Source organism: Lysobacter avium, assembly GCF_015209745.1.
In the GTDB taxonomy this organism is placed as follows: Bacteria; Pseudomonadota; Gammaproteobacteria; order Xanthomonadales; family Xanthomonadaceae; genus Novilysobacter; species Novilysobacter avium.
This window is the reverse complement of record NZ_CP063657.1, coordinates 276,114-289,804: the sequence shown is the minus strand read 5'-3', so window position 1 is coordinate 289,804 and position 13,691 is coordinate 276,114. Positions and strand designations below refer to the sequence as shown.

At 68.0% G+C, this 13,691-nt stretch carries 7 protein-coding genes and 2 pseudogenes; 7 read left to right on the top strand and 2 right to left on the bottom strand.

The window, feature by feature from the left end; genetic code table 11:
* Positions 1–67: 67 nt before the first annotated feature.
* The 5 genes from INQ42_RS01260 (at position 68) to rpmG (ending at position 4,554) form a co-directional block, all read left to right on the top strand.
* Entirely contained in the window at positions 68–895 is an 828-nt protein-coding gene (locus tag INQ42_RS01260; RefSeq protein ID WP_194035690.1) for a ParA family protein, read from the top strand.
* Positions 892–1,836 (top strand): ParB/RepB/Spo0J family partition protein, encoded by a 945-nt coding sequence (locus INQ42_RS01255; protein ID WP_194034811.1) that lies wholly within the window; start codon positions 892–894, stop codon positions 1,834–1,836. Before INQ42_RS01260 ends, INQ42_RS01255 begins: the two co-directional genes overlap by 4 nt.
* A 113-nt stretch (positions 1,837–1,949) precedes the next feature.
* Positions 1,950–3,776: a DUF885 domain-containing protein gene (locus INQ42_RS01250; protein WP_407070776.1), complete on the top strand. Its 1,827-nt coding sequence runs from the start codon at positions 1,950–1,952 to the stop codon at positions 3,774–3,776.
* 363 nt (positions 3,777–4,139) lie between these two features.
* Complete coding sequence (gene rpmB, locus INQ42_RS01245) at positions 4,140–4,376, top strand: 50S ribosomal protein L28 (RefSeq protein WP_036191474.1); 237 nt, start codon at positions 4,140–4,142, stop codon at positions 4,374–4,376.
* 13 nt (positions 4,377–4,389) lie between these two features.
* The gene (rpmG, locus tag INQ42_RS01240; protein WP_194034810.1) at positions 4,390–4,554 is read left to right on the top strand and encodes a 50S ribosomal protein L33; all 165 of its coding nucleotides are present in this window, start codon (positions 4,390–4,392) and stop codon (positions 4,552–4,554) included.
* 73 nt (positions 4,555–4,627) lie between these two features.
* Here the strand turns inward: rpmG and INQ42_RS12850 are convergent.
* Together INQ42_RS12850 and INQ42_RS01235 are read right to left on the bottom strand one after the other, a co-directional pair.
* Positions 4,628–4,810, bottom strand: a pseudogene (locus INQ42_RS12850) (proprotein convertase P-domain-containing protein); the annotation flags it as partial.
* A gap of 192 nt (positions 4,811–5,002) precedes the next feature.
* Positions 5,003–6,739 (bottom strand): annotated as a pseudogene (locus INQ42_RS01235) (S8 family peptidase); the annotation flags it as partial.
* A 414-nt stretch (positions 6,740–7,153) separates the two neighbouring features.
* Here INQ42_RS01235 and INQ42_RS01230 point away from each other — a divergent pair.
* Complete coding sequence (locus INQ42_RS01230; RefSeq protein ID WP_194034808.1) at positions 7,154–10,102, top strand: winged helix-turn-helix domain-containing protein; 2,949 nt, start codon at positions 7,154–7,156, stop codon at positions 10,100–10,102.
* Positions 10,103–10,220: 118 nt separating this feature from the next.
* Entirely contained in the window at positions 10,221–13,685 is a 3,465-nt protein-coding gene (locus INQ42_RS01225) for a hybrid sensor histidine kinase/response regulator (RefSeq protein ID WP_194034807.1), read from the top strand.
* The last annotated feature ends 6 nt before the right edge of the window (positions 13,686–13,691 follow it).

Below are 13,691 nucleotides of genomic sequence, written 5' to 3'. Positions count from 1 at the left end.
GGCCGCCACCTTCGCCGCAACCTTCGCAACCGGGAAATCCGCAACCGTGACCCAGGGGACGAGCCGCATCGCCCGCATCATCGCCGTCGCCAACCAGAAAGGCGGGGTTGGCAAGACCACCACGGCCGTCAACCTGGCCGCCGCGCTCGCCCGCACGCCGAAAAAAATCCTGCTGGTCGATCTGGACCCGCAGGGCAACGCGACCACCGGCAGCGGCGTCAACAAGCGCGAGCTGGACAGTTCGATCTGCGAGGTCCTGCTGGGCGAGGAGGACATCGCTGGCGTGATCGTGCGTACCCAGGAGGACTACGACCTGGTGCCCGGCAACATCGACCTGACCGCCGCCGAGCTCCGTTTGATGTCGGCCGAGGCGCGCGAACAGCAGCTCAAGCTGGTGCTCGCGCCGATCGCGGCCAACTACGACTTCATCCTCATCGACTGTCCGCCGGCGCTTTCGCTGCTGACCTTGAATGCGCTGACCGCGGCCGACTCGGTGATCGTGCCGATGCAGTGCGAGTACTACGCGCTGGAAGGCATCAGCGCGCTGATGGACACGATCGAGGCGATCCGCGCGAACCTCAATCCGCGCCTGGAGATCGAGGGCGTGCTGCGGACCATGTTCGATGTCCGCAACAACCTGGCCAATGCGGTGTCGGCCGAACTGATCGAGCACTTCGGCGACCGCGTCTTCCGTACCATCGTCCCGCGCAACGTTCGCCTGGCCGAGGCGCCCAGCCACGGCCAGAGTATCGTCGGCTACGACCGCAACAGCCGCGGCGGGATTGCCTACCTGGGCCTGGCGGGCGAGGTCCTGCGCCGCCAGCGCGAACGCGATCAGGCCGCCAGCCGCGCGCAGACCGCCGCGAAGCCCCCCAATCCGGAGACGACCACATGAGTGCTGCAAAGGGTGACACCGCCAGCCCGCCGGCCACTAGGGCGGCCGCCAAGAAGCGCGGGCTCGGCCGCGGCCTGGAAGCGCTGCTGGGCCCCAAGGCGGATGTCCCCGAGCTGGAAGCCACCAGCAGCGACACCCTGCGCCACCTGCCGGTGGATTCGCTTGCCCCGGGCAAGTACCAGCCGCGCAAGCACTGGGATGACGAGAAGCTCGACGAGCTGGCCGAGTCGATCCGCGCGCAGGGCGTGATCCAGCCCATTGTCGTGCGTGAATCACGCGAGCACGGCGGCAAGACCTGGGAAATCATCGCCGGCGAGCGCCGATGGCGTGCCTCCCAGCGCGCGGGTCTGACCGAGATCCCCGTGGTCGTGCGGTCCGTGGACGACCGCACCGTCATCGCGATGGCGCTGATCGAGAACATCCAGCGCGAAGACCTCAACCCGCTGGAAGAGGCCTCCGCGCTGCAACGCCTGATCGACGAGTTCGACCTCACCCACGCCCAGGCAGCGGGCGCGGTCGGGCGATCCCGGGCGGCGGTGTCCAACCTGTTGCGCCTGCTGGAACTGCCCCCGGCGATCCGCGCGCTGGTGGAGGCGCGCCGGCTGGAGATGGGCCATGCGCGCGCGCTGCTGACCCTGGCGCCGGATCTGGCCAGCAAGCTGGCGAGCGATGCCGCCGAGCACGGCTGGTCGGTGCGCGAGGTCGAGCACCGCGCGCAGCAGTTCGCGCTGGGCCGGGTTCCGACCGGTAAGCGTGCACGCCCGGCAAAGCCGCGCCCGCAGGCCGACATCGTCAGCCTGGAGCGCGAGCTGTCAGAGTCCCTTAACACCCGCGTCAACGTCCTCCACGGGCGCGGCGGCAAGGGCAAGCTGGTGATCCACTACAGCGACCTGGATTCGCTGGACGGCGTGCTGGAGAAGCTGCGCTCGCCGCAGTCGTGACCTGAGACGGCAATCGTTGCGTCGCTGGCGTCCGGCGACCGGTACTTTCGGCCGGTAGGATCGCCGGCGCCACGGTGCGAAGATCGGGCTTGATCCTTCTGCCTGTGGATGCCGTGAAGCCCCTTTCCCTGACTCTGCTGCCCGCGCTGTTCGCCGCGCATCTCGCCCTGGCCGGCGCACCAGCCGTCGCGGCCACGGCCGATACCGCCGCTGCCGGCACCGCGGCTGCCAATACCGCTGCCGCAACCGAATCGACCGCCGACAAGCGCTTCGAGGCGATCTATGAGCGCGAGTGGACCTGGCGCCAGGAGCAGACCGGCGGTGGCTCCGACGAGGATGGCGACAGCGGGTCCGCGCCCGGCCGCCTGCCGTCTGTCGACGCGGCGAGCCAGGCCACTCGCTTGGCCTACTGGGAAGATGTGCTGGCCGAACTGGACGCCATCGACCCGGCCGCGCTGTCGGCGGAGAACCGGATCAACCTGGCGATCTACCGGCCGCAGGTGGAAACCCTCGCCGCCCAGGTCCGCTTCCGCACCTACGAGATGCCGTTCAATTCGGACTCCTCGTTCTGGTCCAACCTGGGCTTCATGACCCGCCGGCCGATGCACACGGCCGCCGACTACCGCCGCTACATCCAGCGCCTAACTGATGTGCCGCGCTATTTCGACCAGCAGATCACCAACATGCGCGCCGGCCTGGAGCGCGGCTTCACCGTGCCGCACGCAGTGCTGGACGGGCGCGACGTATCGATCGCCGCCGTTGCCGATCTCACCGATCCGGAGAAGTCGACGTTCTACGACCCGCTGCGCAAACTGCCCGCGTCCATCCCGGCCGAGGAGCAGGTCAAGCTCCGCGCGGCGGCCCGGGAAGCGATCAGCCAGCAGGTGATTCCCGCCTACAGGACCCTGCTGACGTTCTTCCACGACGAGTACGTGCCCGGGGCGCGCACCACCCTGGGCGCGTCGGAGATGCCCGGCGGCGATGCGTTCTATCGCCAGCAGATCCGTGAATACACGACCCTGGACCTCACTCCCGCGCAGATCCACCGGATCGGCCTGGACGAGGTGGAGCGCATCCAGGGCGAGATGGACGCGATCATCCAGCAGGTCGGGTTCAAGGGCAGCTTCGCCGAATTCCTGCAGTTCCTGCGCACCGACGAGCAGTTCTACGCCAAAACCCCGGAGGAGCTTCTGTGGCGGGCAGCCTGGATCGCCAAGCGCATCGACGCGCAGCTCGGCAACTTCATCGGCACGCTGCCGCGCGGGCGCTTCACCATCGTTCCGGTGCCCGACGACATCGCCCCCTACTGGACCAGCGGCCGTGGCGGCAATGGCACCTACTGGGTCAACACCTACGACCTGCCCTCGCGCGCGCTGTACAACCTGCCGGCCCTGACCCTGCACGAAGCCGCTCCCGGCCACGCGATGCAGGGCGCGCTGGCGGCCGAGCAGGACACGCTGCCCGATTTCCGACGCAAGACCTACATCTCGGCCTTCGGTGAGGGCTGGGGCCTGTACGTGGAAAAGCTCGGCGAGGAGATGGGCATCTACGAGACGCCCTACGAGCACTTCGGCCGGTTGACCTACGAGATGTGGCGGGCGGCGCGACTGGTGATCGACACCGGCTTGCACGCGCAGGCGTGGACCCGGGATCAGGCCTTGGCGTACCTGCGTGATCGCACGGCCTTGAGCGAGCACGAGGTCACCACCGAGGTGGATCGGTACATCTCCTGGCCGGGCCAGGCGCTGAGCTACAAGCTGGGCGAGTTGGCGATCGTGCGTCTGCGCGGTGAGGCGGAGCAGGAGTTGGGCGGGAAGTTCGACATCAAGGCGTTCCACGACATGGTGCTGGCGCTGGGCTCGGTGCCGCTGCCGGTGCTGGAGAGCCAGGTACGGGCATTCATCGCGGAGTCGAAGGCGGCGGCTGACGCGAAGGGCTGAATTCGCTTGGTGAGCGGGACACCCGGCAGGCGCCTTTGCCCGGGTTCCGGCGGCTGGTAGAAAAACCGCCCGTCGGTGTGGCTCCCGGCGAGCGAGAGCGTCAACTCGACGTGGAGAGTTGGGATCGCCGGTGGCGGCAGCTTGCTGGCAGCCATTGATTGCCGCATAATGCCCGGCTCGCTGTGTCCGGCCAGCCCATGGGGCTTGCAAGGCAGCATCCGGAAGCGCGATTCCGGTCTGCCGGTTCCAGCGTCCGCCTTCGGGCGGCCTTCTTCCCGTATCGCATGCCGACCACATCCGTGGATCCGGCGGGGCCGCCGCCTCCCTGGCCAAGGGAAGCATCAACATCCTTTCGAGGTGCGTATGTCCCGTGTATGCCAAGTAACCGGCAAGCGAACGACGACTGGCAACAACGTCTCGCACGCCATGAACAAGACCCGTCGTCGCTTCATGCCCAACCTTCACGAGCGCCGTTTCTGGGTCGCCAGTGAGAACCGCTGGGTGAAGCTGCGTGTTTCCGCCAACGCCATGCGCACCATCGACAAGAACGGGATCGATTCCGTTCTGGCCGATCTCCGCGCACGCGGCGAAAAGATCTGAGGAGGACTGAACGATGGCTTCCAAGCGCGATTTGATCCGCATGATCTCTTCGGCCAACACCGGCCACTTCTACACCACCGACAAGAACAAGAAGAACACGCCGAACAAGATGGAGATGAAGAAGTACGATCCCGTCGTTCGCAAGCATGTGATGTACAAGGAAGGCAAGATCAAGTAAGCCTTCCGGCTTGTTCCAAAAAGAAACCCGCCTTCCGGCGGGTTTCTTTTTTCAGGCGTTCAACAGGCGCGGATCAGAAATCGATGCTCCACGAGCTGATGTAACCGGTATCGCCGGACCACATGTCGCGCACCCGCAACTTCCAGGTGCCGTTCTTGGCTTCGCTGGTCAGGTTGACGTTGGCGTAGCCAATCACGTTGTCGGCACTGTCGCTGCTGCTGGAGTTCTTGATGCGGTAGGTGGAGTTGTCCGGGGCCACCAGATCGATCTGCAGGTCGCCGCGGTAGGTGTGGCGGATGTCGACCGTCACCTTGGTCGCTGCAAGGCCATTGCCGCTGCGGCCGCTGACTGTGATCGGGCTGTCGATCGTGCCCGGGCTGGGGATGTTGTACCGGTTGGTATTGCTGTAGGTCTGTGGATTGTCGTTGCCGCCGCCGCTGCCGGTGTCGTAATCGGCGACCAGGCTGACGCCGCTGAACGCCTGGTAGGCCTTCAGACGTACGTAGTAGGTGCCCGCGGTGGGGCTGGCGAAACTGCAGGTTTCCACGTTGCCGGCCTTCCACGGACGGCAGTCGTAGGAGCTGTCGGTGGGAGCGCTGCCACGCTTGACGTACAGATCCGCGTCACCGCTGCCGCCGGACATCTTGAAGCTCAGGTTGGTAGCGCCGGAAGGCACCTGGAAGGTGTAATTCACCGTTGCCCCACTGGCCGCCGACAGTCCGGTCACCGGGGTGCCCTTGGTCAGCGTACCGCCGGTGGGCGGAGGCGGGGTGCCGCCACCGCCGCCGCCCATTGCGTCGACCGCCGCCCGGGCGTCCACGATGCCGTTGCCGATCGCCTTGTCGATGCTGACCGGGAACGGGCGCAGGGTGGACTTCAATGCCGACTCGATCTGCGCCGGTGTCTTGACTCCGCCGTTGGCGGCCGCTGCTGACTGCATCAGTGCAACCACGCCGGCCACGTGTGGCGCGGCCATCGAGGTTCCCGACATCAGCGAGTAACCCTCGGTCGACGGCGTGGTGCTGCCGGTGTTGACGGTGGAGGCGATATCGCTGCCGGGTGCCGCCACGTCGATCAGGGGGCCGTAGTTGGAGAAGCTCGAGCGTGCGCCGGTGCGGGTCGTGGACGCCACCGCGATGACGTTGTTGCAGTTGGCCGGGTTGAAGCCGGAGGTGTTGGCGTTGCTGTTGCCGGCCGCGACCACCACCGTGGTGCCGCGGGACACCGCGCCGCTGATCGCGCTCTGGGTCGTGCTGCTGCACGAGCCGCTCCCGCCCAGGCTCATGTTGATCACTTCGGCCGGGTTGTTGTTGGAAGGCACGCCACTGACGCTGCCGCCCGACGCCCAGATGATGCCGTCGGCGATGTCGGAGGTATAACCGCCGCCACGGCCGAGCACGCGTACCGGCTGGATCCTGGCGTTGTAGGCGACGCCGGCCACGCCCTTGTTGTTGTTGGTGACCGCCGCGATCGTGCCGGCGACGTGGGTGCCATGCCAGCTGGAGCTGCCGCCGCCGGTGTAATCGCCCGGATCGGTGGGATCGCTGTCACGGCCGTCGCCGTCACCGGCAATGCCCGCGTCGGAGATCATGTCGTAGCCGGCGACCACGTTCGCGTTCAGGTCACTGTGGTTGGTGATGCCGGTATCCAGTACGGCGACCACGATGCCCGAGCCGGTGCTGACGTCCCAGGCCTTGTCGGCGCGGATGCCGCCTGCGGCCTCGAAGTAGTGCCACTGGTTGCTGGCGTAATAGGAGTCATTGGGCGTGAAGGCGGGCTGCAACAACTGGTCGACTTCCACGTACTCGACGTTCGGATCGGCGGCGATCTGGCGCATCAGCGCGGCGGCTTCGACACGGTCGAGCTTGCGGTCGGTACGGATCACGTCCGCGCCGGTGGCGATTCGGCGCACCTGATGAAGTCCCAGGGCGTTGCCGCTCCGGGCGGTGCGGGCGACGCGGTCCAGGGACGACTGGACCTTGGCGATGTTTGCCTGCGGCGCACTGCCCTCGCGATACTTGACGATGAAGCGGTCGGTCGGCTGCCCGTCCTGGATGGTCGCCAGGTTGGCAACCCCCGCATCGGCTGCAATGGCGGGCGCGGCAAATGCAGCGGAAGAAAGGGCGACGGCGGTTGCGGCTGCGAGGAGGCTTTGGCGCAGGCGCTTATCGGTGGTTCTGGACATGGATTTTTTACCCCGGTGGTTGTGTCGCAAGCAGTTGTGGAAAGTCCACTGATCCGGTCGTGTCCGGTTGTTCATCGCGGTCATGACCGGCGGGCGTCGAGCGGAAGCGGCTTCCAGGTCAGCGATGCCCTGCGTAGCTCGCCGCGGATTGCGTGTTGCACCAGATTTTCTGGCACCTCATGCGGCAAAGCACACGACAGGTGTAGGTCATTTGACCCGGTCGAACATGCGTGTAAATCTCAATTTGTTCTCAACAGAGACGAAAAACGGGCAACAAGTCGCACTTTAGGTCAGAAACTGACCAATGTTGCTGTGTATAACTTGGCTCCTGACATCCGGATGGGGATACGGATGCGGAGTCGCCAACGCTCTACTTGGCATTGATGGGACGCAAATCTCGGGACGGGTGAATCAATGACCACGGCGGACAACCTGCCTTGGCCCAGCGATACGGGAATGCTCCAGGTCGCCGACCTGCAGCTTGACCTGCGCTATCGCCAGGTCATCACGCCGGAACAAACGGTCGACCTGCCCCAGCGGGTCTTCGACGTGCTGTTGATCCTGCTGTCCCAGCCGCACGTGCTGCACTCCCGCAGCGCGTTGCTGGAGCAGGTCTGGTCGGGCGTGGTCGTGGAGGACGCCAACCTGTCGCAGAGCATATGGACGCTGCGCAAGGCGTTGGGTCACTCGCGGAAACAGTGGATCCGCACGGTCGCGAAGGGTGGGTACGTGTTCGATCCGCCCGGAGCGGTGCACGCCGTCGCCATCGAAAGTGTCGGGACCGATAGCCGTGTGCACTCTCCGCCGCCCCACGGCGATCACGCCGACCACGCCCGGGGCGGCGCGTCGATCCCATCCTCGATGACTCCGCCACCCGTCGCGGCGCCCTGCGTCCTGCCCGACGTGCATCCGACCCCTGCTGTGGCCAGTGCAGTCAACGGTGCGCCGCCTCGCCCCCGCATCCAGCTGGCCTGGCTGGTCGCAGCCGGCGCGGGCGGGCTGATCCTCCTGGCGGGGCTGCTCGGCCTGGGCCGGCTGGGAGGTCAGCCACCACAACTTCCGACGCTGCAGCCGGTCGCGGTTGCCCTGATCGAAGTGGGTAACAGCGAAGACAGCGATGCCCGCTGGCCGGCGACGGTGCTGCACGCCTGGCTGGAGTGGAAGTTGAACGCGATCCCCGAGGTCATGCTGCTGACCGAGTCCCACCTGGCGGCCGATGCGACCGAGAACGCCCCGCAGGTGGTGCTGCTGAGCGCAGGGAGATCCGCCGACCATCCCGACGAGCGCTTTATCCGCGCCCGGTTCGACGCTCCCGGCGGGAGTCGCCAACTGGAGTTGCGTGGCAGTGCCGCGCAGATGCCCGAGCTCATCGATACGCTATCGCGTCGGGTGCTGGAAGAGCTGATCCCGGCGCGGCGTGACGATCCCTGGCCCGACCTGGAGATGGGTGAGCCGGCGATGCGCAGCTACGCCGCCGCGTACAGGGCCTACGGTGAGCGCGACATGGCCGGCGCCGCCTCCGGCCTGGCGGCCGTCCTCCAGCAGGCGCCGAATTTTGGCCTGGCCCACCTGCAGATGGCGATGGCCCAGTACCGCCTTGGCCAGGCGCGATTCGCGATGGAGCATATGGGCCACGCCGCCTCGCTGCTGACGCCGGTCTCCGCGGAAGTGGCAAGCGTGCTGGCCGCTGCGGCGCTGTCGGTGGACCCGCAACGCTCCACCGAAACAGCCGCCGCTTACGCCGAACTCGCCGCCCGCTATCCGCAACGGATCTCGTTCCGCCTTGAGCAGGCATGGCATGAAATGCGCGGCGGAAACCCCGAAGCGGCGCTGCTGGCGCTGGAGGGAACGCAATGGCAACGACAACCGCTGGGCGTGCAGGTGCAGTGGCGTCTCACCCTGGCGGAAATCGAAGGGGTCCGCCTGGACAGCGATGCGGTACTCGAACACGCCACGCACGCAGCCGAGCTGGCGCGCGACGCGGGCAAGGGTTGGGAGCGCGAACTCGCAGCCGCGACCCTGCTGCAGGCGCGCGTCCACGCGTTCCAGCGCGGCCCCGAGGCCGGCCAGGAAGACTTCGCCGAAGCCGCACGCCTGTTCGCTTCGGTCGGCGCGGAAATCGACGCGATGCACGCGCGCGTCTCCGGTGAGTTGATGCTGCCCACCACGGGACGCTCCCAGGAGCTGGACACCCTTCTGGCGCACGCGCGCGCCGGCGGCTACCGCAATCTGGAGATCCAGCTGCTGCGCCGCGTCGCCTTCCAGCAGCGCAGCGCGGGCAACCTGGGCGAATACCGGCGGCGGCTGAAGGACGCGCTGGCCATCGCAGAGAGCGTGGGCGACGTCTCCGCCCAGCAGGAGCTTCAGGTGGATCTGCTCAGCGAAGACCTGCTGCTGGGACGCTTCGAGCGGGCCACCGAGCGCATCCGCCAGATCCGCGCCGGTCCGCTCACCGGCGATACGGCGACGTGGCTGGACCAGTTCGAAGGATTCGTGCTCGGCATCCGCGGTGACTATCCGGCCGCCAGCCACGCGCTTGACCAGACCGTGGACCGCCTCGCACGAGAGGGCGAGCCACCGCTGCCGGCCGATGCCCTGGCCCGCCTGGCCTGCGCGCGCGCCGAGCTGTTGCTGACCTTGGGACGTCTGCAGGACGCCCGGGCGCGGCGCGATCAGTGTGCCGACACCCGGCAGGCGTATCTGGGCAGCTACGCGTTGACCGTCGGCGCGATGATCGACCTGCTGGCCGGTGATGCAGGCAACGCGATGCCCGCCCTGCAGCAGCGGGTCAGGGACATCCAGGCGATGCCGCCAGCGCCGGAGCGGTGGACCGCCGCACTGTGGACCGCGTACCTGCTGGCGCGGGCCGAAGATCTGGATACCGCGCACACGCTGTTTACCCAGACCCTTGCGGCGCTGCAGGACACGGGTTACGAGTGGCTGATCGCCGATGCGCAGATCGGCCTGGCCGAAATTGCCGTCGCCCGCGGGCAGTTCAGCGAAGCAAGCCGATTGACGGAATCAGCACGAGAGCGCCTTCCCAGCGCCGCGTGGCAGCAATACCACCGGCTCGATCGGCTGAGCGTCGTGCTGGCATTCGCAGAAGGCAGGAACGAAGAAGCACAGTCACGGCTGGTCGCAAGCGACGCGCGCGCCCACGAGGTCGGCGACATCAAGGCCCAGCTGGAGTTGCACAGCCTGATGGACACGCTCGCACCCTATCTGCGCCCCGATACCCGCGGCTGTGATCCGGCGGCGCGCAATGCATTGCTCGCCGGCACGGGCATGCGCGGCGCCAACCTGGACTGGATGCTGCGCGACCTGCCGCTGCCGGACAAGCGCGTGGCGATGGCCGGCTGGTAGTCGGTCCCCCGACAGACATCCTCCGCATCGCCAACCTGCACCTGCACCCGCGCGCGAGCGCACCGTCCTACACTCGGCGTTCGACGGCCCTGGTTCAACGGCCTGGAGGCGCGCTCGGGTGATTCCTGGCTGGATCCTGTTGCTGGTGTCGGTGTCCTACGTCGGCACGCTGTTCCTGGTCGCTTACTACGGCGACCGCAGGCAGCACGCGCCGACCCGCGCGTGGCTGCGCCCGGCGGTGTACGCCCTCGCGCTGGCGGTGTACTGCTCGTCGTGGACGTTCTACGGCGCGGTGGGAACGGCGGCGCGCACCGGCCTGGGGTTCCTACCGATCTACTTGGGGCCGTTGCTGCTGCTGATGTTCGGCTGGCGCCTGCTGGAACGGCTGGTGCTGATCTCCGACGAGCAGCGGATCACCTCGATCGCCGACTTCCTCTCCTCGCGCTACGGCCGCGCGCCGGGACTGGCGGCGATGGTCTCGCTGCTGGCGCTGATCGCCGCGGTTCCTTATGTGGCGCTGCAATTCAAGGCGGTCGCCGACAGCATCCAGGTGTTGGCCGGCGTCCCGGCCAACGCGAACCTGCTGGCCGACCCGGCGCTGTACACCGCGCTGTTGCTGGCGGTGTTCTCGATCCTGTTCGGCACGCGCCAGATCGACGCCACCGAGCACCACCGCGGGATGGTGCTGGCGATCGCGCTGGAATCGCTGGTCAAGCTGGTCGCTTTCGTCGCCATCGGTGTGTTTGCGCTGATGCACCTGCCCGGCATCGGTGGCTTCGGCGACCGCATCGTCCAGGCCGCAGATCAGGTGACCCGTCCCGGCCTGCCGGTCGGCTTCGTCGCCCAGACGCTGCTCGCGTTCACCGCGCTGGTCTGCCTGCCGAGGCAGTTCCACGTCGCCGTGGTGGAGTGCCAGAACGTCGGGGACCTGCGCATGGCGCGCTGGTTCTTCGGCGGCTACCTGGTGATCATCAGCGCGATGGTGGTGCCCATCACCCTGGCCGGACAGGCCGTGCTGGGTGGCAGTGGGATCTCCCCGGACACCTACGTGCTCGCCCTGCCGCTGGCGCTGGACCAGAGTGCGCTGGCGCTGGTGGTCTACATCGGCGGCTTCTCGGCGGCGACCGGGATGGTCATCGTCACCAGCGTCGCCCTGGCGACGATGGTCAGCAACGACCTGATCGTCCCGGCATTGCTGCGCACCGGGGCGCTACGCCGGACCGGGCCCGGCATCGAGCAGCGCGTGCTGTGGGTGCGCCGGGCGACGATCCTCGCCCTGGCGCTGATGGCCTACGCCTACGCGCGCGGTTCCGGCGGCAGCGGGCTGGCGCAACACGGCCTGCTCGCCTTTGCCGCGGTCGCCCAGTTCGCGCCGGCGCTGATCGGCGGCCTGTACTGGCGCGGGGCCAGCCGGGCGGGCGCACTGGCCGGCATCGGTGCGGGCGGCGCGTTGTGGATCTACACACTGATGCTGCCCAGCCTCGCCCACGGCGGTTGGATCAATGCGCACTGGGTGGACGTGGGGCCGTTCGGGATCGCCTGGCTGCAGCCCGAGCAGTTGTTCGGCCTGGTCGGCTGGGATCCGCTGACCCACGGCGTGTTCTGGTCATTGCTGTTCAACGTTAGCGCGTTCGTCTACCTGTCGGTGCGCAGCCGGCCGCGCCTGAACGAGCAGTTGCGGGCGGCGCCGTTCCTGGACCCATACGCGCAGCGGCCGCCGCTCAGCCCCGGCGGCTGGGCCGGCAGCGTGCGCGGCGGCGACCTGCTGGCGCTGGCCGAACGCATCGTCGGCGAGCGTCGTGCCCGGCGCGCGTTCGAGAACTATGCCCGCCAGCAGGGCCAGCCGTGGAAGGCCGATCGACCCGCGGACCGGGCATTGGCCCAGTTCACCGAGCGCCTGCTCGCCGCGGCGATCGGCTCGGCGTCGGCGCGGTTGACCCTGACCACGGCCCTGCGCGGCTCGGGCATGGAGCTGGGCGAGGTGGTCGCCTTGCTGGACGAGGCCAACCAGGAACTGCGCTTCAACCGCCAGATACTCGCCACGACCCTGGAGAACATCAGCCAGGGCGTCAGCGTGGTTGACGCGCGGATGCGCTTGGTGGCCTGGAACCGGCGCTACCAGGAGCTGTTCGAATACCCCGACGGCATGCTCTATGTCGGCCGGCCGGTCGCCGACCTGCTGCGCTGGAACGCCGAGCGCGGCGAGATGGGTCCGGGCGACGTGGACGAGCAGGTGCAGCGGCGGCTGGACCACCTCAACGCGGGCGCGCCGCACGTGTTCGAGCGGGTGCGCGACAGCGGCCAGGTAATCGAGCTGCACGGACGGCCGCTGGATGGCGGCGGTTACGTGACCAGCTACAGCGACATCACCGAGTACAAACGCGTGGAGCAGGCGCTGCGCGAATCCAACGAGACCCTGGAGCAGCGCGTCGAGCTTCGCACGCGTGAGGCCGAGGACGCCCAGCAGTCGCGGACCCGGTTCCTGGCCGCGGTCAGCCACGACCTGCTGCAACCGCTGAATGCCGCGCGGCTGTTCACCTCGGCCTTGCGCGAGAGCGAGGAGCCGGCCGAGCAGGCACGCCTGGCCGAGCGGGTGGATGTCTCGCTGCGCGCGGCCGAGGACCTGCTGGACGGCTTGCTGGACATCTCGCGCCTGGACGCCGGCGTACTGCGCCCGGAGATCGCGGACTTCGACGTCAACGAGCTGTTGCGCGAACTCTCCCACCAGCACTCGGCCATAGCCGCCAGCCGTGGCCTGCAACTGCGCGTGCGCGCGCCCGCGGCTCCGTTGATGGTCCATACCGACCGCCGCCTGCTGCGCCGGGCATTGCAGAATTTCCTCGCCAACGCGTTGCGCTACACCCGCACCGGCGGGGTGCTGATCGCCGCGCGCATGCGCGACGGAGCGGTGGAACTGCAGGTCTGGGATACCGGGCCGGGCATCTCGCCGCACCACCTGGAGCAGATCTTCGACGAGTTCCGCCGCTTCGATCATCCCGGCCGCGGTGAGCGCGGCCTCGGCCTGGGCCTGTCGATCTGCCAGCGCATCGCGCGCACGCTGGATCATCCCTTGCGTGTTCGCGCGCGGGTCGGCGGCGGCAGCGTGTTCTCCATCACCGTGCCGCTGGGCCAACCGCATACGGCCAACAGTGATCCACCCGCCGAGCGGATCGCGGACGCCGCCGACTCGCTGGCCGGGCTGCGCGTGCTGTGCATCGACAACGACCGCGAGATCCTCGACGGCATGCGCGCGCTGCTGAGCCGCTGGAACGTCATCACCCTGACCGCCGCATCCGCAGACGGTGCAATCGCTCTGCTCGACGCGCTGCCCCTTGCCGACACACCGGACGTGGCCCTGGTCGACTTCCATCTGCACGACCGCCTCGACGGCTTGGGCATCATCGACCTGCTGCGCGAGCGCCTGGGCGACGGGCTGCCGGCCGCGCTGCTGACCGGGGACGGCAGCGACGCGCTCAAACATGCCGCCCGGGCGCACCGCTGCCTGGTGCTGACCAAGCCGATCAAGCCGGCCTCTTTGCGCGCATTCCTGGCGGCGCAACCGCGCATCCTCGCCAATCCGTAAGCGCGG

Coding starts and splice junctions, on each gene's coding strand:
- rpmB (WP_036191474.1), top strand. CDS start 4,140: ATGTCCCGTGTATGCCAAGTAACCGGCAAGCGAACGACGACTGGCAAC.
- INQ42_RS01230 (WP_194034808.1), top strand. CDS start 7,154: ATGACCACGGCGGACAACCTGCCTTGGCCCAGCGATACGGGAATGCTC.
- rpmG (WP_194034810.1), top strand. CDS start 4,390: ATGGCTTCCAAGCGCGATTTGATCCGCATGATCTCTTCGGCCAACACC.
- INQ42_RS01255 (WP_194034811.1), top strand. CDS start 892: ATGAGTGCTGCAAAGGGTGACACCGCCAGCCCGCCGGCCACTAGGGCG.